Annotated in this window: 23 protein-coding genes and 1 pseudogene; 21 read left to right on the forward strand and 3 right to left on the reverse strand. The window is 65.1% G+C overall.

Annotated elements, in window-relative coordinates; genetic code table 11:
- From AC30QB_RS13310 to AC30QB_RS13325, 4 genes are all read left to right on the forward strand, one after another.
- Nucleotides 1-185: hypothetical protein (locus tag AC30QB_RS13310; protein WP_489546706.1), on the forward strand; the 185-nt coding region annotated here is incomplete at its 5' end.
- A 45-nt stretch (nt 186-230) separates the two neighbouring features.
- Nucleotides 231-857 (forward strand): flavin reductase family protein, encoded by a 627-nt coding sequence (locus AC30QB_RS13315; protein ID WP_489546707.1) that lies wholly within the window; start codon nt 231-233, stop codon nt 855-857.
- Nucleotides 858-988: 131 nt separating this feature from the next.
- Nucleotides 989-1,963, forward strand: a complete 975-nt coding sequence (locus tag AC30QB_RS13320; protein ID WP_489546708.1) for an MBL fold metallo-hydrolase — start codon at nt 989-991, stop codon at nt 1,961-1,963.
- A 7-nt stretch (nt 1,964-1,970) separates the two neighbouring features.
- Nucleotides 1,971-2,822, forward strand: coding sequence for a LysR family transcriptional regulator (locus tag AC30QB_RS13325; RefSeq protein ID WP_489546709.1), 852 nt, complete (start codon nt 1,971-1,973; stop codon nt 2,820-2,822).
- Between the two features lie 14 nt (nt 2,823-2,836).
- Here AC30QB_RS13325 and AC30QB_RS13330 read toward each other — a convergent pair whose 3' ends face one another.
- Entirely contained in the window at nt 2,837-3,904 is a 1,068-nt protein-coding gene (locus tag AC30QB_RS13330; protein WP_489546710.1) for an MBL fold metallo-hydrolase, read from the reverse strand.
- A 63-nt stretch (nt 3,905-3,967) separates the two neighbouring features.
- Here AC30QB_RS13330 and AC30QB_RS13335 point away from each other — a divergent pair, with 63 nt between their 5' ends.
- The 9 genes from AC30QB_RS13335 to AC30QB_RS13375 all read left to right on the forward strand — a co-directional run bounded on the left by AC30QB_RS13335 (nt 3,968) and on the right by AC30QB_RS13375 (nt 13,874).
- A complete protein-coding gene (locus AC30QB_RS13335; protein ID WP_489546711.1) occupies nt 3,968-4,393 on the forward strand; it encodes a MerR family transcriptional regulator in 426 nt (141 codons plus the stop codon).
- Nucleotides 4,394-4,407: 14 nt separating this feature from the next.
- Complete coding sequence (locus AC30QB_RS13340) at nt 4,408-5,586, forward strand: isovaleryl-CoA dehydrogenase (RefSeq protein WP_489546712.1); 1,179 nt, start codon at nt 4,408-4,410, stop codon at nt 5,584-5,586.
- 24 nt (nt 5,587-5,610) lie between these two features.
- Complete coding sequence (can, locus tag AC30QB_RS13345) at nt 5,611-6,294, forward strand: carbonate dehydratase (RefSeq protein ID WP_489546713.1); 684 nt, start codon at nt 5,611-5,613, stop codon at nt 6,292-6,294.
- 5 nt (nt 6,295-6,299) lie between these two features.
- The gene (gene aceK, locus AC30QB_RS13350) at nt 6,300-8,150 is read left to right on the forward strand and encodes a bifunctional isocitrate dehydrogenase kinase/phosphatase (protein ID WP_489546788.1); all 1,851 of its coding nucleotides are present in this window, start codon (nt 6,300-6,302) and stop codon (nt 8,148-8,150) included.
- A gap of 61 nt (nt 8,151-8,211) precedes the next feature.
- Nucleotides 8,212-9,390 carry an acetyl-CoA C-acyltransferase gene (locus tag AC30QB_RS13355; RefSeq protein ID WP_489546714.1) on the forward strand — a complete coding sequence of 393 codons (1,179 nt, stop codon included), beginning with the start codon at nt 8,212-8,214 and terminating at the stop codon, nt 9,388-9,390.
- 122 nt (nt 9,391-9,512) lie between these two features.
- On the forward strand, nt 9,513-9,818 hold the full coding sequence (locus AC30QB_RS13360; RefSeq protein WP_489546715.1) for a GIY-YIG nuclease family protein: 306 nt from the start codon (nt 9,513-9,515) through the stop codon (nt 9,816-9,818).
- Nucleotides 9,815-10,888, forward strand: coding sequence for a histidinol-phosphate transaminase (gene hisC / locus AC30QB_RS13365; RefSeq protein ID WP_489546716.1), 1,074 nt, complete (start codon nt 9,815-9,817; stop codon nt 10,886-10,888). The genes AC30QB_RS13360 and hisC overlap by 4 nt, the downstream gene beginning before the upstream one ends.
- A gap of 3 nt (nt 10,889-10,891) precedes the next feature.
- Entirely contained in the window at nt 10,892-12,034 is a 1,143-nt protein-coding gene (locus AC30QB_RS13370; protein WP_489546717.1) for an acyl-CoA dehydrogenase family protein, read from the forward strand.
- Nucleotides 12,035-12,131: 97 nt separating this feature from the next.
- Entirely contained in the window at nt 12,132-13,874 is a 1,743-nt protein-coding gene (locus AC30QB_RS13375; protein WP_489546718.1) for a hypothetical protein, read from the forward strand.
- Between the two features lie 41 nt (nt 13,875-13,915).
- Here AC30QB_RS13375 and AC30QB_RS13380 read toward each other — a convergent pair whose 3' ends face one another.
- Nucleotides 13,916-14,443: a glycine-rich domain-containing protein gene (locus AC30QB_RS13380; protein ID WP_489546719.1), complete on the reverse strand. Its 528-nt coding sequence runs from the start codon at nt 14,441-14,443 to the stop codon at nt 13,916-13,918.
- Between the two features lie 167 nt (nt 14,444-14,610).
- Here AC30QB_RS13380 and AC30QB_RS13385 point away from each other — a divergent pair.
- The 6 genes and pseudogenes from AC30QB_RS13385 (at nt 14,611) to AC30QB_RS13410 (ending at nt 21,453) form a co-directional block, all read left to right on the forward strand.
- Nucleotides 14,611-15,002 (forward strand): annotated as a pseudogene (locus AC30QB_RS13385) (rhodanese-like domain-containing protein).
- A gap of 74 nt (nt 15,003-15,076) precedes the next feature.
- Nucleotides 15,077-16,684, forward strand: a complete 1,608-nt coding sequence (locus AC30QB_RS13390) for a carboxyl transferase domain-containing protein (protein WP_489546720.1) — start codon at nt 15,077-15,079, stop codon at nt 16,682-16,684.
- Between the two features lie 41 nt (nt 16,685-16,725).
- Nucleotides 16,726-18,039, forward strand: coding sequence for a hypothetical protein (locus AC30QB_RS13395; RefSeq protein WP_489546721.1), 1,314 nt, complete (start codon nt 16,726-16,728; stop codon nt 18,037-18,039).
- 9 nt (nt 18,040-18,048) lie between these two features.
- A complete protein-coding gene (locus AC30QB_RS13400) occupies nt 18,049-18,834 on the forward strand; it encodes an enoyl-CoA hydratase/isomerase family protein (protein ID WP_489546722.1) in 786 nt (261 codons plus the stop codon).
- A gap of 20 nt (nt 18,835-18,854) precedes the next feature.
- On the forward strand, nt 18,855-19,445 hold the full coding sequence (locus AC30QB_RS13405; RefSeq protein ID WP_489546789.1) for a DUF4126 domain-containing protein: 591 nt from the start codon (nt 18,855-18,857) through the stop codon (nt 19,443-19,445).
- A gap of 7 nt (nt 19,446-19,452) precedes the next feature.
- Nucleotides 19,453-21,453, forward strand: a complete 2,001-nt coding sequence (locus tag AC30QB_RS13410; protein ID WP_489546723.1) for an acetyl/propionyl/methylcrotonyl-CoA carboxylase subunit alpha — start codon at nt 19,453-19,455, stop codon at nt 21,451-21,453.
- 31 nt (nt 21,454-21,484) lie between these two features.
- Here AC30QB_RS13410 and AC30QB_RS13415 read toward each other — a convergent pair whose 3' ends face one another.
- Nucleotides 21,485-21,850, reverse strand: a complete 366-nt coding sequence (locus tag AC30QB_RS13415; RefSeq protein WP_489546724.1) for a hypothetical protein — start codon at nt 21,848-21,850, stop codon at nt 21,485-21,487.
- 105 nt (nt 21,851-21,955) lie between these two features.
- Between AC30QB_RS13415 and AC30QB_RS13420 the strand changes: the two genes are divergently transcribed.
- Nucleotides 21,956-22,888 (forward strand): hydroxymethylglutaryl-CoA lyase, encoded by a 933-nt coding sequence (locus tag AC30QB_RS13420; protein WP_489546725.1) that lies wholly within the window; start codon nt 21,956-21,958, stop codon nt 22,886-22,888.
- The gene (locus tag AC30QB_RS13425; protein WP_489546726.1) at nt 22,878-23,360 is read left to right on the forward strand and encodes a YbaK/EbsC family protein; all 483 of its coding nucleotides are present in this window, start codon (nt 22,878-22,880) and stop codon (nt 23,358-23,360) included. Before AC30QB_RS13420 ends, AC30QB_RS13425 begins: the two co-directional genes overlap by 11 nt.
- Nucleotides 23,361-23,484 lie beyond the last annotated feature (124 nt).

Here is a 23,484-nt window from a genome sequence, read left to right on the forward strand (position 1 = left end):
GAGCAGTCGGCCCTAGGCCGACCGGTGACGAGGGTCGCCTTTTCTTTGGTGACTTTCTTTTGGCGAAGCAAAAGAAAGTTACTGCCCTGTCGGGGGCACATCCCGACGCGGCCTCACTCAGTGAACAAGACCTGCAAGGTAAAGCTCGAGCGCGCCTTCGATACTTCTGGCTGAGCGGTCTGTAACGCGCGGCCCCGCGGTGATGCACGAGCACCCAACCAGGTAACCCCATGGACATCGACTTCTCCACCCTCACCGAATACCAGCGCTACAAGCTGATGGCCAGCCTGATCGTCCCGAGGCCCATTGCCCTCGTCACCACCCTCAGCGAAACCGGCGTCGTCAACGCCGCCCCCTTCAGCATGTTCAACATGCTCGGTGAAGAGCCGCCCATCGTGATGATCAGCATCAACCGCCTCACCGACGGCAGCCTCAAAGACACCGCCGCCAACATCGCGCGAGACAAAGAGTTCGTCGTTCACATCAGCGACGAAGCCATGGCCGAGAAGATGCACCGCTGCGGCGAGCGCCTGCCTGCTGACGTGAGCGAGCTGGACCATGTGGGCCTGACCGCGTTGCCCTCCAGCGCCGTGAAGCCGCCCCGCATCGCCGAAGCGCCGGTCGCCTTCGAATGCACGCTGTGGGAAACACTGGAAACCACCAGCCGCCAGATCTTCATCGGCCAGGTGCGCTGGCTGCATGCGCGTGAAGGCCTGATCGACACCGAGCTCTGGCGGGTGCGCCTGCAAGAGTACTTTCCGGTGGCGCGCTTCGGGGCCAGCTACTACGTCAACACCCGCGAGCGCTTCTCGCTGGACAGCAAGACGCCCCAGGACAACCCCATCGACGAGATGTGAGCGGGTGCCATGGGCTTGCACGCCGCCGAGTCACCTATAAGAAAAATTTCGCCCGGGCCAAGGTAAATACGATTTCCCTGATTGATGGCGCGCCGCTACCGTCCAGCCTTCACTCTGAGGGAGCAATTGCAATGAGGGCAGGTCAGGTGGTCAAGCGGGTGGGGGTGGCGGTGGCGGCGCTGCTGGTGGCGGGTGTGGCGTTCCTGGCGTGGCAAGACCGGCCGCTGGACGCCGCCATGGCCGGGCTGGCCGACATCCCTGCCGAATGGCCAACGGCCCGGCCGCCCCAGGGCCTGGCCTTCTCCGTGCTGCGCACAGGTGAGTCGGCTGGCACGGTCGAGGCGCTGGTGGTGGCGGGGGGCCGCTGGTTCACGCCTCGCCGGCCGGTGCACTCGGCCGTGCTCGTGCGCCACCCTCAGGGCACGCTGCTGTTCGACACCGGCCTGGGCCGCGACGTGGAGCGCCAGTTTTCTGTCAATGGCGTCATCGACCGGGAGTTCTTCGGCTACCGCGCCGAGGAGCCCGCGCAGGCGCAACTGGCGCGCCACGGCGTGGCGCCCGCCAGCCTGATGGCCATCATTCCCTCGCACATGCACTGGGACCATGTGAGCGGGTTGGCCGACTTTCCCGACACCGACGTGTGGGTGCAGACAACAGAGCGCGAGCATGCGGCGCAAGGCCACGCGCCTGCGTTCCTGCAAAGCCAGTTCAGCGGCGTGAAGCGCTGGCGCGAGCTGAGCTTTGCGCCGGTGCCTTACCTGTGCTTTGCTGCGCAGCGCGACGTGTTCGGCGACGGTTCTGTGGTGCTGGTGCCGCTGGCCGGCCACACCGCCGGCCATGTGGGCATGTTTCTCAACCTTCCCTCGGGCCGCCGCTACTTCTTCACCGGCGACGTCACCTGGACGCTCGAAGGCCTGCAGCGCCACACCGACAGGCCGTGGATCACACGCACCGCCGTCAAGCTCGACTACGACAGCACCAGCAACCGCCGCGCCATTGTGCAGATACACCGCTTGATGCAGCGGTACCCGCAGCTCGTGGTCGTGCCGGCCCACGACGAATTCGTGGCGAAGACCTTGCCCCGCTTCCCGCAGTTTCAGGAGTGAGCTGACCATGCTGAGCCTGCGCAACCTGCGCTACTTCTGCGCCGCCTTCGAGGAGCGCAGCACGGTGGCGGCTGCGCGGCTGTGCTTCGTCACCCAACCCGCCATCTCCAGTGCCATCGGCCAGATCGAAGAGGAGCTGTCGGTGCGGCTCTTTTTGCGCCAGCACCGCGGCTTGGTCCCCACGCCAGCGGCGCAGCGGCTCTACCGGCTTGCGCGCAAGCTGCTGGCCGACACCGACGCCATCAGTGCAAGCTTTCGCCAGGGCGAGAGCCTGCCGTTTGCGTTGCGCGTGCTGCCTTCGCTGAGCCTGGCGCAGACCGAGCGCTTGTTGCGCCAGCTGCGGCGCGACATTCCCTTGCTGGCCTTGAGCCTGCCTGAAGATGAATCGCCGGCCGACGCCGAGCTCACCGCGGCCACTTGCGCTGATGAAGGCAGCGAGTTTGTCACCTTGTGGGAAGAGCCCTATGTGCTGCTAGTCCCTGAAGACCACCCGCTGGCCGTGAAAGAAACGCTGCAGCTGGCCGACCTGCACCAGCAGCCTTTCGTGGAGCGCAGCCATTGCGAAATGAGTGACTCCTGGCAAGCGGCTCTGGGGCGCGACACTGTGCTGCCCGAGGTGCGAGCGCGTGTTCACAGCGAAGAGTGGGCCCTGGGCCTGGTGGCCGCGGGGGTGGGCGTGACGATTGCGCCCCTGCATGCCGCCCAGGCGCGGCCCGGTGTCGTGGTGCGCGACGACTGTGCCGAGTTGACTGGCTTTCGCCGCAGCGTCGGCCTTGCGTTTCATGCGCCGGCCACTGGCACGCTGGCGCAGGTGGTGGCGGCCAGTCAGCGCTGGGCGCTGTCGCTCAAGCCTGCCTGAACGGGCAACGCGAATCAGGCCACCGAGAAACGGTGCACGCCGTCGCTGTCTACGCGACGCACCAGCTTGCCGGCATGCCACAGCGCGTTCAGGTGGGCAATTGATTCGCCCATGGCAAAGGTGGTTTGGTGCATGTCGAGCTTGCGCTTGAAGAGCACGTTCAACAGATCGGCAGCACTCTGCGGTGACCCCGCGCAGGCCTGCATCACATCGGCAAAGCGGTCGTCGTGATGCGACTTCAACTGGTCGATGCGGGTGTGCAGCCCGCGGAAGGGCTTGCCGTGCGAGGGCAGCACCAGCGTGTCGGCCGGCACCACGCGCATGCGCTCCACCGAGTCGAGGTAGCGCAGCAGCGGGTTGCCCTCGGGCTCGTTCTCGTGCACGCCCACGTTGGTGGAGATGCGCGGCAGCACCATGTCGCCCGAGATCAGCACGCCCAGGTCGGCGCAGTGCAGCGACATGTGCTCGGGCGCGTGGCCGTAGCCGACGTGGCAGCGCCAGTCGTGTCCGCCGATGCGGATCAGGTCACCGTCGATGATGCGGCGAAAGCGCTCAGGCACCTTGGGCACCATGGTCGAGTATTGGCCGCCGCGGGTCTTGATGAGATTCAACATCTCAGGGTCGGTGATGCCGTGGCTGGCCGCAAAGGCCGGCGTGATGACGCTGGCACTGGTGGCCGGGTTGCTGGCCATGCGCGCACCGTTGTAGTCGGTGCCGCTGATCCACATGCGGCACTCATGCTCAGGTGTAGACCAGCGCTCGCACAGCCAGTGCGACAGGCCGATGTGATCGGGGTGCAGATGGGTCACGATCAAACGCAGCACCGGCAGGCCTTGCAGCTCGTGGGCAAAGACCTGCTCCCAGGCGGCACGCGTGGCGTCATTGCTGATGCCGCAGTCGACGATGGTCCAACCTTGCTGGCCGTCGATCTCATCGCGCAGCAGCCACAGGTTGATGTGGTCCAGCGCAAAGGGCAAGGACATGCGCACCCAACGCACACCGGGGGCCACCTCGATGGTGGTGCCGGCCTCGGGCAAGGTGTCGCCCAAGGGGTAGCTCAGTTCATGTTCGAGGGCATTCATGCGCGGTGGGGTAGGTTCGCTACACTTTACGTATACGTCAATTGAGCGCCATTGTAGGGAGCCATGTCCGTCGCTGCTGTCACCCAGGTTTCACCCGCCGCCGGCCCGACCTACACCATCGGTGAGTTGGCGCGCGAGTTCGACCTCACCACCCGCGCCATCCGTTTTTATGAAGACTGCGGGTTGCTGCTGCCGCAGCGCAAGGGGCGCAACCGCGTCTACTCCCCGCGTGACCGCACGCGGCTCAAGCTCACGCTGCGTGGCAAGCGCCTCGGGCTCACCTTGTCCGAGGTGAAGGAGCTGGTCGACATGTACGAGTCGCCGCGCGACACGCAGCCGCAGCTGAAGAAGTTCCTGAGCGTGCTGGCCCTGCACCGCGCGCAGCTTGAGCAGCAGATGGCCGACCTGCACGTCACGCTCGACGAAGTGCGCACGCACGAGAAAGAAGCCAAGCGCCTGTTGGCCGAAGCCGAAACGAAAACCGCCTGATTGGAGACACGAACATGAACCTGCCCGGCCTCGACTTTCAGCTCGGTGAAGACATCGACGCGCTGCGCGACACGGTGCGCGAGTTTGCGCAAACCGAGATCGCCCCGCGCGCCGCCGAGATCGACAAGAGCGACCAGTTCCCCATGGACCTGTGGCGCAAGATGGGCGCCCTGGGCGTGCTGGGCGTGACGGTGGGCGAAGAGTACGGCGGTGCCGGCATGGGCTACTTGGCCCACATGATCGCGATGGAAGAAATCAGCCGTGCCTCGGCCAGCGTGGGCCTCAGCTACGGCGCACACAGCAACCTGTGCGTGAACCAGATCAAGCGCAACGGCAACGAAGCACAGCGCAAGAAGTACCTGCCCAAGCTGATCAGCGGCGAGCACGTGGGTGCGTTGGCCATGAGCGAGCACAACGCCGGCTCCGACGTCATCAGCATGAAGCTCAAGGCCGAAGAGCGTGATGGCGTGTACGTGCTCAACGGCACGAAGTTCTGGATCACCAACGGCCCCGATGCCGACACGCTCGTCGTCTACGCCAAGACCGAGCCCGAGCTGGGCGCGCGCGGCGTAACCGCCTTCCTCATCGAGAAGGGTATGAAGGGTTTTTCCATCGCGCAAAAGCTCGACAAGCTCGGCATGCGGGGCAGCCACACGGGCGAGCTGGTGTTTCACAACGTGGAGGTGCCGGCTGAGAACGTGCTGGGCACCTTGAACGGCGGTGCGCGCGTGCTGATGAGCGGCCTCGACTACGAGCGCGCCGTGCTGGCGGCCGGGCCGGTGGGCATCATGCAGTCGGTGATGGACAACGTGGTGCCCTACATCCATGACCGCAAGCAGTTCGGCCAGAGCATTGGCGAGTTTCAGCTGATCCAGGGCAAGGTGGCCGACATGTACACCGTGCTGCAGGCGGCGCGTGCGTACTGCTACACCGTCGGCAAGAACCTCGATGCCCTGGGAACCGAGCACGTGCGCCAGGTGCGCAAAGATTGCGCGAGCGTGATCCTCTGGTGCGCCGAGAAGGCCACCTGGATGGCGGGCGAAGGCATACAGATCTTCGGTGGCAACGGCTACATCAACGAATACCCGCTGGGCCGGCTTTGGCGCGACGCCAAGCTGTACGAAATCGGCGCCGGCACCAGCGAGATCCGCCGCATGCTGATCGGCCGCGAGTTGTTTGCCGAGACCATGTAAGAGGCTGTCTGCTCCAATCACGCCATGACCACCGAACTCAAAGAACTCTTCGAAAGCAACCTCAGCTGGGCGCGCGACACCGAGGCGCGCAGCCCCGGCTTCTTCACCAGCCTGCTCAAGCAGCAGGCGCCGCAGTACCTGTGGATAGGCTGCGCCGACAGCCGTGTGCCCGCCAACGACCTGGTGGGCCTGCTGCCGGGCGAGCTGTTCGTGCACCGCAACGTGGCCAATGTGGTGGTGCACTCTGACCTCAACTGCCTGTCGGTGATCCAGTTCGCCACTGACATGCTCAAGGTCAAGCACATCATCATCGTCGGCCACTCGGGCTGTGGGGGCGTGGCCGCTGCGCTGCACGACCGCCGCATCGGCCTGGCCGACAACTGGATACGCCACGTGCAAGACGTGCGCAACCGCCACCAGGCCTGGCTTGAGATGGTTGACGAGAACCAGCGTGTGAATGCGTTGTGCGAACTCAACGTGGTGGAGCAGGCGCTCAACGCCTGCCAGACCACCATCGTGCAAGACGCCTGGCAGCGCAACCAGGAGTTGGTGGTGCACGGCTGGGTCTACGGCTTGCACAACGGCCAGCTGCAAGACCTGCGCATGACGGTGGCCAGTGCTGAAGAGACGATGGCTGCGTACGACGAAGCCATCAACTTCATACGCATTCGCTACACGCCCGATTTAGTTCCCAGCGAGGCCGACTGATGCGCATGGCCGTCTTTCCCCAGGAGCTGACCGACCTGCGTGCTTTCGACATCGCCAACGCGATGCTCGACGGCTTCGACCGCCACTACACGCTCTTTCGGGAGGCCAGCGCCGAGGCCAAGACGCGCTTCGAGGCGGCCGACTGGCACGGCCAGCAGCGCGCCCAGCGCGAGCGCATCGAGTTCTATGACAAGCGCGTGGAAGAAGCGGCCGAGCGCCTGCAGACCGAGTTCAAGGCCAGCACGCTGTCGATGAACGTGTGGCAGCAGATCAAGCTGCACTACATCGGCCTGCTCACCAACCACCACCAGCCCGAGCTGGCCGAGACCTTTTTCAATTCGGTCACGACCAAGATCCTGCACCGCAGCTACTTCCACAACGATTTCATTTTCCTGCGCCCGGCGGTGTCCACCGAGTACATCGAGAACGAAGAGCCGGCGGCGATGCCGACCTACCGTGCCTACTACCCCACCAAGGAAACGCTGCGCGACAACTGGCTGCGACTGATCAACAACTTTCAGCTGCAGCGCGAATTTGAAGACCTGGGCCGCGACATCGATCACGTGCTCAACGCCGTGGCCCGCGAGCTGGGCGACTTTCGCCCGCGTGCCAACTTCCAGATCCAGGTCTTGAGCTCGCTCTTCTTCCGCAACAAGGGCGCCTATGTGGTGGGCAAGATCATCAACGGCTTCAAGGAGACGCCGTTTGCGCTGCCGATCTTGCACACGCCGCACAGCGGCATGCTGCTCATCGACACCGCACTCTTCGGCGAAGACGAGTTGCAGATGCTGTTCAGCTTCGCACGCGCCTACTTTCTTGTGAACATGGAGATTCCGTCGGCGTACGTGCAGTTTTTGCGCTCGCTGATGCCGCGCAAGCCGCGCTCGGAGATCTACAACGCGCTGGGCCTGCAAAAGCAGGGCAAGAACCTTTTCTACCGCGACTTCCTGGCGCACTTGCGTCATTCATCAGACAAGTTTCGCATCGCACCCGGCATCAAGGGCATGGTGATGCTGGTATTCGACCTGCCGTCGTTTCCTTTTGTGTTCAAGGTCATCAAAGACTTTTACCCACCACAAAAAGACACCACGCGCGAAATCATCCAGAGCAAGTACCTGCTGGTGAAGACCCACGACCGCGTGGGCCGCATGGCCGACACGCTCGAGTACAGCAACGTGGCCTTCCCGCGGGTGCGTTTCGAAGAAGAGCTGATCGCCGAGCTGAAGCATTTCTGCCCCAGCCTGCTTGAAGAAGACGGCGACGAGCTGGTAATACGCCACGTGTACATCGAGCGGCGCATGATCCCGCTCAACATCTATCTGCAAGAGGCCAACCGTCAGCAGATCGAGCAGGCGGTGATCGAGTACGGCAACGCCATCAAAGACCTGGTGGCCGCCAACATCTTCCCCGGCGACATGCTGTGGAAGAACTTCGGCATCACCCGCAATGGCAAGGTCGTGTTCTACGACTACGACGAGATCGAATACCTGACCGACTGTCAATTCCGCAAGGTGCCCGAGCCGCGCAACGAAGAAGAAGAGATGTCCGGCGAAATCTGGTACCGCGTGGGGCCGCGCGATGTGTTCCCCGAGACCTTCGAGCCGTTCTTGCTGGGCAACACGGCGGTGCGCGAGGTGTTCATGAAGCACCACGCCGACCTGCTCGACGCCGCCTTCTGGCAGGGCCACAAGGAGCGCATCCTGGCCGGTCATGTGCACGATGTGTTTCCGTATGAGTCGGCCAAGCGCTTCAAGAGCCAGCGCCGCCTGCGCGACGGTGCGGCGCCTGCCGGCTTGGAGCGGCGCGCGGCGCATGCACCCGACAGCACCTCGTCGCTAGACAACAGCCTGGCCTAGAAAGGCCGGGCGCCCATTTCTCGTCATTTCCTGAAAGACAGGTTTGCAAAGGAGCAACACCATGGCCGATTCCATCGTCATCGTTTCTGCAGCCCGCACGCCCATTGGCGGCATGCTGGGCGACTTCAGCAACCTCGCCGCGCACCAGCTGGGCGCCGTGGCCATCAAGGCTGCGGTCGCCCGCGCGGGCGTCCCCGGTGATGCGGTGAACGAGGTGCTGATGGGCAACTGCCTGATGGCCGGCCAGGGCCAGGCGCCGGCCCGCCAGGCGGCCCTGGGCGCTGGCCTGCCGCAGGCCACGGGTGCGGTCACGCTCTCGAAGATGTGCGGCTCGGGAATGCGCGCCATGATGTTTGCGCATGACATGCTCAGGGCCGAGAGCGCCGATGTGGTGGTGGCGGGCGGCATGGAGAGCATGACCAACGCGCCGCATTTGATGTTCGCGCGCAAGGGTGTGCGCTATGGCGCGGCGCAGATGTTCGACCACATGGCCATCGACGGCCTGGAAGACGCGTATGACAAGGGCCGCGCGATGGGCGTGTTTGCCGAAGAGTGTGTGGCCAAGTACCAGTTCACCCGCGAGGCGCAGGACGCGTTTGCGATTGCGTCTACCCAGCGCAGCAAGCGCGCCAATGAAGACGGCAGCTTCGATTGGGAGATGGCGCCGGTCACTCTGAGTGGGAAAGCGGGTGACACCGTCGTGAAGTTCGACGAGCAGCCCTTCAAGGCCAGGCTCGACAAGGTTTCCGGCTTGAAGCCTGCCTTCAGACCCGACGGCACCATCACTGCGGCCAACGCATCGAGCATCTCAGACGGTGCCGCGGCGCTGGTGCTCATGCGCGAGTCCACTGCCGTCAAGCTCGGCCTCACGCCGCTCGCGCGCATCCACGGTCATGCGGTGCATGCGCAGGCACCGGCCTGGTTCAGCACCGCACCGGTGGGCGCAATCGAGAAGCTGCTGAAGAAGACAGGCTGGTCAGCGAAGGATGTGGATTTGTGGGAAGTGAACGAGGCGTTCGCCGCGGTGACGATGGCGGCCATGCATGAGTTCAAGCTGCCACACGAGATCGTTAACGTGCATGGCGGCGCGTGTGCGCTCGGCCACCCCATTGGCGCGAGTGGGGCGCGGATTGTGGTCACGCTGTTGGGGGCCTTGCGCAAGTACGGCAAGAAGCGCGGCGTGGCGGCGCTGTGTATTGGCGGAGGTGAGGCGACGGCGTTGGCGGTGGAGTTGGTGTAATGTCGGGCGACGCATGTGCGGGCCTTCGATACCTCAGGCTGAGCGGTTGGAGCATGTTCGCCGGCCCTCGCATGCCCCCCGACCGCTCAGCCTGAGGTATCGAAGGCCCACTCCGAACGCGCATGAGCTTCCACACCTACATGCTCCTTTGCGCGGACGGTTCCTACTACGTCGGCCACACCGACAACGTGGAGCAGCGCATCGCCCAACATCACGCCGGCGAGTACCCCGGCTACACCCGTCGCCGCAGGCCCGTCACTCTGGTTTGGTCACAAGACTTCGCCACCCGCGACGAAGCCTTCGCCGCCGAACGCCAAATCAAAGGCTGGGCCCGTGACAAGAAAGAAGCCCTGACCCGCAGCGACTGGAAGACCATCCAGCAGCATGCCTGGGGCACCCGCCACCCCTTGCCATCTTCACTCGCATGAGCGCCTTCTGGAGCGACACCGTCCACCAACTCACCCCCTACGTGCCGGGTGAGCAGCCGCAGGTCACGGGCCTGATCAAGCTCAACACCAACGAGAACCCTTACCCACCCAGCCCGCGTGTGCTGGAGGCGATACGGGCTGAAGTGGGTGAAGGGCTGCGGCTCTACCCCGAGCCCACGGGTCGTGCGCTGCGCACGGCCATCGCCAAGCAAATGGGCTTGACCGCCGAGCACGTCTTCGTGGGCAACAGCTCCGACGAGGTGCTGGCCCATGTGTTCATGGCGCTGCTCAACCACGGCGCGCTGCGCCCCTTGCTCTTCCCCGACATCACCTATGCCTTCTATCCGGTGTACTGCGGCCTCTATGGCATCACGCACCGCACGGTGCCACTTGATGCGCAGCTGCGCCTGAACATCGACGACTATCTGCAGCCCGAGGCGGGCGCCATCATTTTTGCCAACCCCAATGCGCCCACTGGCGGTGCGCTCCCGCGCGCCGAGATCGAGCGCCTGCTCCAGGCGCGTCCCGACACCCTGGTCGTGGTCGACGAGGCTTATGTCGACTTCGGCGCCGAGTCGACGGTGCCGCTGATCGCTGAATACCCCAACCTGCTGGTGGTGCAGACGCTGTCGAAGTCGCGGTCGCTCGCCGGCTTGCGTGTCGGGTATGCGATGGGCCAGGCGCCGCTGATCGAAGGCATCACGCGGGTGAAAGACAGCTTCAACTCCTACCCGCTCGACCGCTTGGCCACCGCCGGTGCCATCGCTGCGATGGACGACGCGCCTTACTTCGAGCGCACCCGGCGCGCCGTGATCGACAGCCGCGAGCGCCTGGCCGAGGCGCTGCGCGCCTTGCAATTTGAGGTGCTGCCCTCGCAGGCCAACTTCCTCTTCGTGCGTCACCCGTCGCACAGTGGCGCTGCGCTGGCCGCGGCCCTGCGCGAGCGCAGCATCCTTGTGCGCCGCTTCGACCAGCCGGCGCGCATTGCCGACTTTCTGCGCATCACCATTGGCACCGACACGCAGTGCGACACGCTGCTGCTGGCGCTCTCTGATCTGGAAGCGAGCTGACCCATGCTGCTGTCTGAAGACCACCGTGCTGTTCAAGACGCCGTGCGCGTCTATGTGCAAGACCGCATCGCGCCGCAGGCGGCGCAGTGGGACAAGACCGCGCACTTCCCCGCCGCCGAGCTGAAGGGCTTGGCCGCTCTCGGCTGTTATGGCGTGGCCGTGCCCACCGAGTGGGGCGGTGCAGGGCTCGATTACCTGAGCTTGTCGCTGATCCTGGAAGAGATTGCCGCCGGTGACGGCGCCACGTCCACCATCGTGAGCGTCAACAACTGCCCGGTGTGTTCCATCTTGATGGCCTGGGGCAACGACGCGCAGAAAGAGCAGTGGCTGAAGCCCCTCGCGCGCGGCGACATGCTCGGTGCCTTCTGCCTGACCGAGCCGCACGTGGGCTCGCAGGCTGACGGCCTGAAAACCACGGCCGCTCTTGTCAAGGGCGAAGAAGGCGACCACTACGTGCTCAACGGCGTGAAGCAATTCATCACCAGCGGCAAGACCGGTGACGTGGCCATCGTGATGGCCGTCACCGACAAAGCAGCAGGCAAGAAAGGCATCAGCGCTTTCATCGTGCCAACCAAGACGCCCGGCTACACCGTCGCGCGTCTCGAAGACAAGATGGGCCAACACGCGAGCGACACCGCGCAAATCTTGTTCGAAAACTGTCTTGTGCCGGCTGCCAACCTGCTGGGCGACGCAGGCCAGGGCCTGAAGATTGCGTTGTCGGGCCTGGAAGGCGGGCGCATAGGCATCGCCTCACAAGCAGTCGGCATGGCGCGCGCGGCCTTCGATGCGGCACTGCGTTATGCCAAGGAGCGCGTGGCGTTCGGCAAGCCCATTTTCGAGCACCAGGCGGTGCAGTTTCGCCTGGGCGAAATGGCCACGCAGATCGAAGCGGCTCGCCAGCTCATCCACCACGCAGCCAGCCTGAAAGATGCGGGCCAGCCGTGTTTGAAGGAGGCCGCCATGGCCAAGCTTTTCGCGAGCGAAATGGCCGAGCGCGTGTGCTCCGCCGCCATCCAGATCCACGGCGGCTACGGCTACGTGAGCGACTTCCCGGTGGAGCGCATCTACCGCGACGTGCGCGTGTGCCAGATCTACGAAGGCACGAGCGACGTGCAGAAAATTTTGATCGGGCGCGCGCTGGCCTGAGCCTGTTGCAAAGCACCACGATTGAGGTCTCAAGCTGGGCGCGCGAAGGTCGAAGACACGGTACCGCGGCTTCTGCGGGTCACCCGAGGAGTCTCCGATGCACACCCCCCGTCGCGCCAGCCGCGCCGCCATCCTTGTCGCAACGCCGGTTGCCATGGCGGTGGCAGTCGTCGTGTTGACAGCCTGCGGCGGCAGCCCGTCGTCGTCGGGCGCTGTGATCGATGCGCCTGCCACCGTTTCGGCTGGCGGCACCTTTCCCACCGGCTTGTCGGTGGGCACACCCACCGCCCTCAGTGCGCCTGGCACGGTGGCGAGTGCCGCCCCGGCCGATGGCTTGCGCTACGCGTTCGATTTCGGCCGTGCCACCTGGGCTGCGTTGTCGCGCGGCGACGGCCGCGCACTCGGCCGCCTGGCCACAGTGCTGGTGCCCGCGGGGCAGGCCCATGCGGCGACAGCCGTTGAGCCTGATCTCAAGGCCGACTCTGCCGTCATCGACAAACTGGTCAGCGGCGACGCGAGCGTGGCATTGGGCACGGCGCTCAACCTCAACGCCTTGTTCAACGGCAGCAACAACGCCAATTGCTACGGCCCGAGCGTTGCCTACATCAGCCACCAGGATTTCACCTCCGGCATGCCGGCTGCAGCGGGCACCTTGCCCGGCGGTGACCTGGGCATGTGGACCGCCACCGAAGGCAGCACACAACCCTGCGTGGCTGCCGAGCTGAATGCGCGCGTGGCTGGCGTGAAAGGCCGTGTGAAACAAGGCCTGCGCCTGATGGCGGTGATGCGTGTCACGGTCGGCAAGAGCAGCCTGAGCATGCCGGCCGCTGGCGCCAGCCTGGACATCAAGACCTACCTTCAGACCGCGCTCGCCGCCGTGCCTGCACTGTCGGCTGTGACGGTTGACGCCGCCACCATCGCGCTCGACGCGGGTGCGGCGATGTACACCTATCGCCTGGTGGTGAGCATGGGCAGCGGCGTCAACGCCACCAGTGGTGAAGTGATCCTCAAGCACACGCCCGGGGGCAGCCACTCTGTTTACAGCGGAGTGATGCAGGTGGCGGGCTTCCAGCTGTCGACCGACCCGGCGTTCGCGTGTACCGACGAAGTCGATAGCGGCACTGGCCGCTACAAGGTGGCGCAGGTCAGCACCGTCAAATACAGCCGCAACGGCTCAGCCATCGAGTTTGGCAGCCGTGACGGCCAGTACTGTGGCCACCCGAGCAGCGGCAGCGTCAACTACGCGGCTGAAGTGGCGAGCTTCAGTGTCGACGGCCAGATCGACCCGGCCGCAAAGATCAGCGGCAACACGCGTGCTGGCAGCACTGGCTGGCGCGCCGGCTTCACGCGCTTTGCCGGCAGCTTCGACAAGGACACCGTGGCGGGTGACTTTCTCTTCGCCTGGCAAGCCGGCACGGGCGACGGCAAGTCGCGCTCGCTGGCGGCGCATGCCGCCTTCAACACTGTCACCGAGGTGCGCACGCTCGACGGCTATTTCGCCTTTGCCGACGACGTGGCCACCAGCGACGGTGCACTGCAAGGCATGGTGTGCAACTGGGCCGGGCCGGGCAACAGCCACACGCCGGTCGCCACGTTTCAGTCGCAAACTGCCACTCTCGGCGCCAGCGCCACCGAGTACACGCTCGGCGCCAGCAAGATCACCTATGCACCTACCACCAGCTGCAGCTCGACCACCACTGCATTCGATGTGAACGTGAGTGGCGGCATCGTCGGCAGCGAAGGCGTGGGAACGCTCGCGGATCTTGATGCGCCCAGCGGCGCCAACACCGTGCAGCAAGAGATAGACGCACGCGGGTTTGCCAAGCCCAGCTTGTTCTGACGCCGGCGCCCACGAGCCCCTCTGTCCAGGGGCTCATCGGCTCATGACGCGAGCCGGTGGCCGCTTTCAGCACCTGCGTTGACGGTCGGGTCGATACCGCACCACGCGGCGCGCCGGGGGCCGCTCGAGTGGCCCGTCGGGTCGACCCCGCACCACGCTGCGGCCACCGTGTCGGTGCGGCTCTGCGGCATGGCCTCACCGAACTCGCGCTCATACAGCGTTTGCATGGCTTCGAAGGCAGCTTGCAAAGCCTGGGCGTCTTCTGCGCCACGCAGCCCGAGGTAGGGAAAGTGGTGCACGAAGTGGCCGAAGGCTTCTTCGCAGTCGGCCGCGTACTTGCGCGTGTCGAGGATGTGCATGTGCCAGAAGCGGTCTATGTCTTGGTCAGGCGCCAGGGTCAAGCCCGGGTACTTGGCATGCAGCATGAGGTAGCGCTTGTAGGCCTGCTCCATCTTGTCGGCATAGGTGGCTGACCAGCCGTAGCCGTCTTCTCGCCGCGTGGCCTTGAACTTGATCAAGTCCAGGTTCAGGGCTTCGATGGCTGCCAGGGTGTGCTCCAAGTTCTTCATGTGTCCTCCGTTCGGTGGTTGAAGTGGAATGGCCTCACCGGGCTTGCCTGCAAGGCGAATCGATCATGCGCGCCGGCTGCGCGGGAACGGCGATGCCGGGGTTGTCAAAACGGTCTACCGCGCCACACCAAACAGCGCTAAGGTCGGCAGTGCTAGGAGGCACTGCCATGAAGAAAACTGCGAAGGCACTGGTCGATGAAGCCATGGGCCGCGTCACCACCTACACCGTGGCGCAAGCGCGCGAGATGCACGGCCAGCCGGGCGTGCAGTTTGTCGATGTGCGCGACGTGCGAGAGCTGGAGCAAGAAGGCGCGATCCCCGGCGCCTTTCATGTGCCGCGCGGCATGCTCGAGTTTGGGCCGACCCCGAGTCGCCCGACCACCGGCCCGAGCTCTCGCAGGACAAGGAGTACGTGCTCTTTTGCGGGCTGGGCTGGCAGTCGGCGCTGGCCACGCAAACGTTGATGGACATGGGGGTGGCTCACGTCGCCCACATCGACGGCGGCTTCGAAGCCTGGAAGCAATCGGGCGGCCCCTTGCAAGAAAAAGCCCGGAAATAGCGCCCGCGGCGCACGCCCCTAGAATTGACGTATACGTCAACTAGAAGGCCCGGCCAGGGCCAGCCGGAGACCGCATGCCCGCCCTCACGTCCAAGCTCAGCCCGCGCTCGGAAGACTTCAAGGCCAACGCAGCGGCCATGCGCGCCTTGGTTGACGACCTCAACGCCCAGTTGGCCCAGGTGGCATTGGGTGGCGGTGTGGCACCTAGGGTCAAGCATGTGGCGCGCGGCAAGCTGCTGCCGCGTGACCGCGTCGAGATGCTGCTCGACCCCGGCACCCCATTTCTCGAAATCGCGCCGATGGCCGCGCACGGCCTGTACAACGGCGACGCACCCGGCGCAGGCCTCATCGCCGGCATCGGCCGCGTCTCGGGTGTCGACTGCATGGTGGTCTGCAACGACGCCACCGTGAAGGGCGGCACCTACTACCCCCTCACGGTGAAGAAGCACCTGCGCGCGCAAGAGATCGCGCAGGCCAACCGGCTGCCGTGCATCTACCTGGTCGACAGCGGTGGCGCCAACCTGCCGAATCAAGACGAGGTGTTTCCTGACCGCGACCACTTCGGCCGCATCTTCTTCAACCAGGCGCAGATGAGCGCCGCAGGCATACCGCAGATCGCGGTGGTGATGGGCTCGTGCACCGCGGGCGGCGCCTACATGCCGGCCATGAGCGACGAGTCGATCATCGTCAAGAACCAGGGCACCATCTTTCTCGCCGGCCCGCCGCTGGTGAAGGCCGCCATCGGCGAGGTGGTGAGTGCCGAAGACTTGGGCGGTGGTGATGTGCACACGCGCTTGAGCGGCGTGGCCGACCACCTGGCGCAGAACGACACGCATGCATTGGCGATTGCGCGCACGGCGGTGTCGCACCTCAACTGGCGCAAGGACGTGCAATTGAGCTGCATCGCGCCGCGAGCACCCTTGTTCGACGCGGCGGAGCTGCACGGTGTGATCCCAACCGACACGCGCAAACCCTTCGACGTGCGGGAGATCATTGCGCGCATCGTCGACGGCTCAGACTTCGAAGAATTCAAGGCGCGCTACGGTGCCACGCTGGTCACCGGCTTTGCGCACATCGAGGGCATGCCGGTGGGCATCGTCGCCAACAACGGCGTGCTGTTTTCAGAGTCAGCGCAAAAGGGCGCGCACTTCATCGAGCTGTGCTGCCAGCGCAAGATCCCGCTCGTGTTCTTGCAGAACATCACCGGCTTCATGGTGGGCAAGAAGTACGAGAACGAAGGCATTGCCAAGCATGGCGCCAAGATGGTGACGGCGGTGTCGACTGCCCGTGTTCCGAAGTTCACCGTCATCATCGGCGGCAGTTTCGGCGCCGGCAACTACGGCATGTGCGGCCGCGCCTTCGACCCGCGCTTCTTGTGGATGTGGCCCAACGCGCGCATCTCGGTGATGGGCGGCGAGCAGGCCGCGAGCGTGCTGGCCACCGTGCGGCGTGATGGCATTGAAGCCAAGGGCGGCAGCTGGAGCGCAGAAGAAGAGGCCGCCTTCAAGCAGCCGGTGCGCGAGCAGTTCGAGCAACAGGCCCACCCGTACTACGCGACAGCGCGGCTGTGGGACGACGGCCTGATCGACCCGGCCGATACGCGGCGGGTGTTGGCGCTGGGGTTGAGCGCGAGTTTGAATGCACCGATCGCCGACACCAAGTTCGGCGTGTTTCGCATGTGATGTCGAGTGACCATGAAAGCAAACGAGAGGGATTTTTGTCTATGCGTTTCTTTGCAAAAAATTTTCTGGTCTTGCTGGTGGGCCTGCTGGTGCTGGCGGGCTGTGTCTCTACCCGGGTGTCGGGTGAGCGCACGAGTGTCTTGAGTGAACGCATCACGCGCTTGGGGGTGTGCTTCAAGAGAACGTTCTATGCAAAAGGCAACGCGGCATCGACACTTGGTAACGAGCTGAGCGACGCCATGTCGCGCCACCTCGTGGCGCGTGTGCCGGTTGTGTTTGCCGACAACGGCATCGAGAGCCAGGCCGCTGTTTGTGCACAAGAAGGCACGGCCGTGGCACCCGAGTTGAGCGGCTTTGCGCAAATCCTCAAGATCACGCCCAGAGCAGCGCAGGTGGGGGGCTTTCTGGGTACACGCTTAGAAGTGGATGCCGAGATTTTTCAGAAACCCTCGGGCCAGATGCTGTGGCGTGGTGAGATCACCCTCCGCCCGAAGTTTGCAGGCAAGTTCGACGCGGAGCTTGCCGATGAGCTGGCTGGGAAGCTGCTCACGCAGCTCTACAGCGACAGGGTCATCAACCCGCCGCGCGCGGTGCTGGGCCTGCAAGCGCCAGCGGCCGTGGTGGCAGCCTCTGCACCCGCGCTGGTACCCATGCCGGCACCCGCAGTTGCCCCGTTGACCCACCGCACCCCGGTGCCCGAGGCAAGTGGCTTTGCAGCTGTCACCGATGTGGAGGCGGTGCCAGTGAGTGAGCGGGGCAAGCAGATCTATCGCCAATACCTGGCATCGCCAACGCCCAAGGCATTTGTCGTCTATGAAGACGGTGGTTCGCGGCGCATTTGGGGTGATCGTGACGCCATGACCAAGCCGCTGGAGCAATGCACAAGCGAGGGTCGGCGCTGCTGGCTGTATGCGGTTGATGACCGCGTAGTGTGGAGCGCCGACGTGGCCAAGCGCATCGGGAGCGTGGCGCCGCTCGCGCCAGCAAAGGCAACGCTGCGCGCACCGGCACCGGTATCCGCCGCTGCGAGCGAGACTCCCTTGTCGCACCGCCTGCCTGTGCCTGGGGCCACCTCGTTCGCAGCCATAGAAGACGCCAATGCGGTGCCCCTGCGCTCCGAAGGCCAGGACGGCTACCGCCGCTACCTCACCGTGAAGCCCCCCAAAGCCTTCGTGATTTACGAAGATGGAGGCTGGATTTTTGTGTCCCACAAAGCCGAAGCCATGACCCTCGCCCTGGATCAATGCGCGCGCAAGGGAAAGCGTTGCTGGCTGTATGCGGTGGACGACCAGGTGGTGTGGAGCGCCGACGTTGGCAAACGCGTCGGCACGAGTGCCCAGCTGCGGGCCAAATAAGGCGGACACATGAGCACGCTCGACATCCAGCGCCAGGGCCCGGTGGCCCAGGTCTTCCTCAACCGCCCCGACGTGCGCAATGCTTTCAACGATGAGGTGATCGCCGAGTTGAGCGCTGCGTTCACCAAGCTAGGCGCCGACGCCTCGTTGCGGGCCATCGTGCTCGGCGGCCACGGCAAGGCCTTCTGCGCGGGCGCCGACTTGTCGTGGATGCGCGCCATGGCCAACTACAGCTGGGAACAGAACCGCGCCGACGCGCAGGCGCTGGCCGACATGCTGTGGGCCATCTACAGCTGCCCGGTGCCGGTGGTGGGGCGCATCCACGGCGATTGCTACGCCGGTGGCGTGGGCCTGGCCGCGGTGTGCGACGTGTTGGTGGCCTCCGACGTCGCCACGTTCTGCCTGAGCGAGGCCAAGCTCGGCTTGCTGCCGGGCACGATCAGCCCCTACGTGATTCGTGCGCTCGGTGAGCAGGCCTCGCGGCGCTACTTCGTGACGGCCGAGCGCTTCAGTGCAGCGCGCGCGCAGGCGCTGGGCTTTGTGCACGAGGTGTGCAGCGTGGAGACGCTCGACGCCAAGGTCGACGAGATCGTCGCGTCGCTGGTCGACAACGGGCCCATGGCCACGCGTGCTTGCAAGCGGCTGGTGCAAGACGTGGCGGGTGTGCCCATCACCGACACCCTGCGAGCCGAGAGTGCGAGACGCATCGCCGACATACGCGCGAGCGACGAAGGCCGCGAAGGCGTGCAAGCCTTCTTGAACAAGCGCAAGCCTTCTTGGCTGGTGGACAAGTGAATCTCGACACCACGCAGCTGATGGCGATCGCGGCGGGCCTGGGCTGGGCCAGCGGGTTGCGTCTCTATGCGGTGGTGTTCCTGACAGGTCTGGCAGGCTTCATGGGCTGGGTGGCGCTGCCTTCGGGCCTGCTGCTGTTGCAACACCCGCTGATGCTGGGTGCGAGCGGCGTGATGCTCTTCGTCGAGTTCTTCGCCGACAAGATCCCGGGTGTAGACACCGTGTGGGATGTGCTGCACACGCTGGTGCGCATCCCGGCGGGTGCGGCGCTGGCGGCTGGCGTGTTTGGCGCTGACCATGCGACGGCTGCAAGCGTCGCCGCGCTGCTCGGCGGTGCGTTGGCTGCGACCAGCCACGTGGCCAAGGCCACCACCCGTGCGGCAGCCAACACCTCGCCCGAGCCGTTCTCCAACCTCGGCTTGTCGCTTGCGGGCGATGGGGCAGTGCCGGTGATGCTGTGGTTGTCATGGGCCCACCCGCTGGTGTTCTTTGGTGTGCTGGCCTGCATGCTGTTGCTGATGGCGTCGCTGATCTGGATATTCGCCAAGTTCTTGCGGCTGTTGGCGCGCCGCCTCTTCGTCAGGCAGGGGCGCTCCCAGCCGTCAACCTGAGCCGCATATGTTCAAGAAAATCCTGATAGCCAACCGCGGTGAGATTGCCTGCCGTGTGGCGGCGACCGCGCGCAAGCTCGGCGTTCAAACCGTGGCCGTCTACTCCGATGCCGATGCGCAGGCCAAGCACGTGATGGCGTGCGACGAGGCGGTGCACATCGGGGCTTCCGCGCCCAAGGAAAGCTATCTGCGCAGCGACCGCATCATCGCGGCGGCGCTGGCCACCGGCGCGCAGGCCATACACCCCGGCTATGGCTTCCTGAGCGAGAACGAAGACTTCGCTCAGGCCTGCGCCGATGCCGGGCTGGTGTTCATTGGCCCGCCCGCATCGGCCATCAAAGCCATGGGCCTCAAGGCCGAGAGCAAGCGCCTGATGGCACAGGCTGGCGTGCCGCTGGTGCCGGGCTACCACGGTGCCGATCAAGACCCCGCGCTGCTGCAACGCGAGGCCGATGCAATTGGCTACCCGGTGATCATCAAGGCCAGCGCGGGCGGCGGTGGCAAGGGCATGCGGGTGGTGAACGCGACGGGCGAGTTCGCTGCGGCGCTGGCCTCGTGCAAGCGCGAGGCCAGCAACAGCTTCGGTGACGATGCGGTGTTGATCGAGCGCTACGTCACGCGGCCGCGCCACATCGAGATCCAGGTGTTCGGCGACGCGCAAGGCGAGTGCCTGTACCTCTTCGAGCGCGATTGCTCGGTGCAGCGGCGTCACCAGAAGGTGCTGGAGGAAGCACCTGCGCCAGGCATGAGCGCCGAGCGCCGCCAGCAGATGGGTGAGGCGGCGGTGGCTGCGGCCAAGGCCGTGGGCTATGTGGGTGCGGGCACGGTCGAGTTCATCGTCGAGCCTGTTGAGGGCACAAGCGACCTGCGCTTCTACTTCATGGAGATGAACACGCGGCTGCAAGTGGAACACCCGGTGACGGAGGCGATCACCGGCCTCGACCTGGTGGAGTGGCAGCTGCGTGTGGCGAGCGGCGAGCCGCTGCCGTTGAAACAAGAAGAGCTGCGCATTCACGGCCATGCCATCGAAGCACGCATCTGCGCCGAAAACCCCGACAAGCAATTTATGCCCGCCACCGGCACGCTGCAGGTCTACCGCACGCCCGAGGCTGCGAGCTTCGAGCGATCGAACGTGCGCTTCGATGCCGGCGTGCGCGAGGGCGATGCGATCTCGCCGTACTACGACTCGATGATTGCCAAGCTCATCGTCTGGGGCGCCGACCGCGCACAGGCGCTGGCGCGGCTCGACGCTGCGCTCGCGCAAACGCACATCGTGGGCCTGCACACCAACGTGGCATTTTTGCGTCGCGTGGTGGCCAGCCGCTCGTTCGCCGAGGCTGATCTCGATACGGCGCTGATCGAGCGCGAGCGCGCGGCGCTCTTCAATGCCGCGCCGCTGCCCCCAGAGATCGCCGCGGCAGGCGTGGTGGCGCATGCCTTGGCACAAGAGCAAGCGCAGCAGACCGACGACCCGTGGTCACGCCGCGATGGCTGGCGACTCTTTGGTGGCGCACGCCGCCAGTTCCATCTGGAGTTGCAGGGCCAGCATCTGGTGGTGGCGCTGGAACGCGCGCACCGTGGCGCGATGACCTTGGTGCTGGGCGAGCAGCGCTGGCCGTTTGTGGTCGATGCGCGCGGCGAGGGGCGACACGACGTGCAACTGGGCGAGCGGCGCGTGGCGCTGTCGGTCTATGCGATCGGCGAGCGTGTGAGCGTGTTTGCGCCTGAGGGCTCGGCCACGGTGGGCAAGGCTGACGTGCTGGCCCACGCAGGAGAAGCGGCGGTCGAGGCAGGCCGGCTCACAGCGCCCATGCCGGGCAAGGTGATCTCGTTTCTGGCCCAACCCGGCCAGGCCATCAAGCAAGGCCAGGCGCTGGCGGTGATGGAGGCGATGAAGATGGAGCACACCATCACTTCGCCGCGCGACGGCACGGTGGAGGCGCTGTTGTACGCGCCGGGTGACCAGGTGGCTGAAGGGGGCGAGCTGTTGCGGCTCGCGGCGCCGTGAAACTGGCGCCTGTGAAACGATGTGAGAGCGCTTACCGAGTGGCGCGAGTGGTGCTGCGACGCAGCCACTGCGTGGCGCTGCGCCAGCTGCTTTCGCCGGGCATCGAGAGCTCTGCCGCTTGTGTGATGCCGAAGCCCGAGGTGTCGCGCGACCAATCAGTGTCTGGTGGTGCTTCGGCCTTGGCCAGTGCCGATGGCTTGGCCAGCTTGCCAGCGTGGACGAACTGGCGGGCCAGCGACACCAGCTCGGCGTTGCCCGAGGCCTGGCACACGAACAACACCTCGCGTGCTTCGCAGTCGTCGCTCAGCATCGCGGCCACGTTGATGCCTTCACCCAGATCGCGCTTGAGAATGAAATGAATGCGGGTGGCGATGCGCAGTTGAACGGGAGTGGACACGGGGCAACTCCAAGCAGTTCAGGTATCTTCATCCCATGCAGAGTAGGCGCACATCCCTAAGAGGGGGGGTCTGTGACTTCAGTCAACGTTAGTGAGGAATAAGTCATGTTTCAGGCGTCATTTCCTAGCCATGTCACGCTGGTCGAAGTGGGCCCGCGCGACGGTCTGCAAAACGAAAAGCAGGCGGTGGACGCAGTGCACAAAATCGAGCTCGTGCACCGTTTGCAAGCCGCTGGGCTGCGCGAGATTGAAGTCACCAGTTACGTGAGCCCCAAGTGGGTACCGCAGATGGCTGACAACGTGCAGGTGATGGCCGGCATTGAGCGCCGCGCAGGCGTGCGCTACTCGGTGCTCACACCCAACTTGAAGGGCTTCGAAGCGTCGCTTGCCTCCAAGCCCGACGAGATCGTGGTCTTCGGCGCGGCCAGCGAGGCCTTCAGCCAGCGCAACATCAATTGCAGCATTGCCGAAAGCATCGAGCGCTTTGCGCCGGTGGTCGAGGCGGCGCATGCGCAGGGGCTCAAAGTTCGCGGTGCGATCTCGTGCGCGCTGGGCTGCCCTTACCAGGGCGAGGTGAGCGCTGACGAAGTGGAGCGCGTGGTGCGCTTGATGAAGGGCATAGGCGTCGACCACTGCGGTGTGGCCGACACCATTGGCATAGGCACTCCGCTTGCCGTACAGCGCGCAATGGAGCGCGCGCTCAAGCACTATCCGCTGGTCGAAGTGAGCGGCCATTTTCACGACACCTATGGGCAGGCGCTGTCCAATATTTACGCCTGTCTCGAGCTGGGCATCCACACCTTCGACGCGAGCGTGGCCGGCCTGGGCGGCTGCCCTTATGCGAAAGGCGCCACCGGCAATGTGGCGACCGAAGACGTGCTCTTCATGCTCAATGGCTTGGGTATCTCGACCGGCATCGACATTGATCAACTCGTGGACGCGGGCGCGTACATCTCGGGCGTGATCGGGCGCCCTCCAGCTTCGCGCGTGGGCAAGGCGCTTCTGGCGAAACGCGAGAAGGTGCTGAATGAGCGCTGATGAATCGCGGCCAGAAGGCTTTCGCCGTGTGAGCGAGATCCTCGCAGCCCAGGGTCACCCGCATGCGCCGATCTTTCTGGATGTGACGGCGCGCACTGCACAGGAAGCGGCCGACGTGCTGGGCCTGCAGCTGGGCCAGATTGCCAAGAGCGTGATCTTCAAGCGCAAGCTCGATGGTGTGGCCGTGCTGGTGGTGACGTCTGGGGATCGCCGGGTCGATGAGAAAAAAGTGGCTGCCATCACCGGCGCGCTGGGCCGTGCCGACGCCGACTTCGTGAAGCGCCAGACCGGCTTCAGCATCGGCGGCGTGTCGCCGGTCGGCCATGTTTCGCCGCCCGTCACGCTGATCGACCGCGAGCTGCTGCGCTTCGACGAGATCTGGGCAGCAGCAGGGCACCCGAGCGGTGTGTTCAAGCTCAGCCCGGCGCAGCTGCAAGCCTTGACCGGCGCGCCGGTCGCCGATGTGACGTGACTGGCATGTACGGATTCGACTCTGGCTTGGCAGGCCGCGCCGCGCGCGAATGAGCCTCCCAGCATCTGCGCACATCGTGGATTCCCGCTTTCGCGGGAATGGCGGTTTCGATTCAGTGCTTGTG

Origin of the sequence: Rhizobacter sp. (assembly GCF_046595475.1) — a bacterium.
In the GTDB taxonomy this organism is placed as follows: domain Bacteria; phylum Pseudomonadota; class Gammaproteobacteria; order Burkholderiales; family Burkholderiaceae_C; genus Rhizobacter.

Excerpts from the sequence above, each read along its gene's own strand:
- AC30QB_RS13315 (WP_489546707.1), top strand. The coding sequence starts at position 231 with ATGGACATCGACTTCTCCACCCTCACCGAATACCAGCGCTACAAGCTG.
- AC30QB_RS13320 (WP_489546708.1), top strand. The coding sequence starts at position 989 with ATGAGGGCAGGTCAGGTGGTCAAGCGGGTGGGGGTGGCGGTGGCGGCG.
- AC30QB_RS13325 (WP_489546709.1), top strand. The coding sequence starts at position 1,971 with ATGCTGAGCCTGCGCAACCTGCGCTACTTCTGCGCCGCCTTCGAGGAG.
- AC30QB_RS13330 (WP_489546710.1), bottom strand. The coding sequence starts at position 3,904 with ATGAATGCCCTCGAACATGAACTGAGCTACCCCTTGGGCGACACCTTG.
- AC30QB_RS13335 (WP_489546711.1), top strand. The coding sequence starts at position 3,968 with ATGTCCGTCGCTGCTGTCACCCAGGTTTCACCCGCCGCCGGCCCGACC.
- AC30QB_RS13340 (WP_489546712.1), top strand. The coding sequence starts at position 4,408 with ATGAACCTGCCCGGCCTCGACTTTCAGCTCGGTGAAGACATCGACGCG.
- can (WP_489546713.1), top strand. The coding sequence starts at position 5,611 with ATGACCACCGAACTCAAAGAACTCTTCGAAAGCAACCTCAGCTGGGCG.
- aceK (WP_489546788.1), top strand. The coding sequence starts at position 6,300 with ATGGCCGTCTTTCCCCAGGAGCTGACCGACCTGCGTGCTTTCGACATC.
- AC30QB_RS13355 (WP_489546714.1), top strand. The coding sequence starts at position 8,212 with ATGGCCGATTCCATCGTCATCGTTTCTGCAGCCCGCACGCCCATTGGC.
- AC30QB_RS13360 (WP_489546715.1), top strand. The coding sequence starts at position 9,513 with ATGAGCTTCCACACCTACATGCTCCTTTGCGCGGACGGTTCCTACTAC.
- hisC (WP_489546716.1), top strand. The coding sequence starts at position 9,815 with ATGAGCGCCTTCTGGAGCGACACCGTCCACCAACTCACCCCCTACGTG.
- AC30QB_RS13370 (WP_489546717.1), top strand. The coding sequence starts at position 10,892 with ATGCTGCTGTCTGAAGACCACCGTGCTGTTCAAGACGCCGTGCGCGTC.
- AC30QB_RS13375 (WP_489546718.1), top strand. The coding sequence starts at position 12,132 with ATGCACACCCCCCGTCGCGCCAGCCGCGCCGCCATCCTTGTCGCAACG.
- AC30QB_RS13380 (WP_489546719.1), bottom strand. The coding sequence starts at position 14,443 with ATGAAGAACTTGGAGCACACCCTGGCAGCCATCGAAGCCCTGAACCTG.
- AC30QB_RS13390 (WP_489546720.1), top strand. The coding sequence starts at position 15,077 with ATGCCCGCCCTCACGTCCAAGCTCAGCCCGCGCTCGGAAGACTTCAAG.
- AC30QB_RS13395 (WP_489546721.1), top strand. The coding sequence starts at position 16,726 with ATGCGTTTCTTTGCAAAAAATTTTCTGGTCTTGCTGGTGGGCCTGCTG.
- AC30QB_RS13400 (WP_489546722.1), top strand. The coding sequence starts at position 18,049 with ATGAGCACGCTCGACATCCAGCGCCAGGGCCCGGTGGCCCAGGTCTTC.
- AC30QB_RS13405 (WP_489546789.1), top strand. The coding sequence starts at position 18,855 with ATGGCGATCGCGGCGGGCCTGGGCTGGGCCAGCGGGTTGCGTCTCTAT.
- AC30QB_RS13410 (WP_489546723.1), top strand. The coding sequence starts at position 19,453 with ATGTTCAAGAAAATCCTGATAGCCAACCGCGGTGAGATTGCCTGCCGT.
- AC30QB_RS13420 (WP_489546725.1), top strand. The coding sequence starts at position 21,956 with ATGTTTCAGGCGTCATTTCCTAGCCATGTCACGCTGGTCGAAGTGGGC.
- AC30QB_RS13425 (WP_489546726.1), top strand. The coding sequence starts at position 22,878 with ATGAGCGCTGATGAATCGCGGCCAGAAGGCTTTCGCCGTGTGAGCGAG.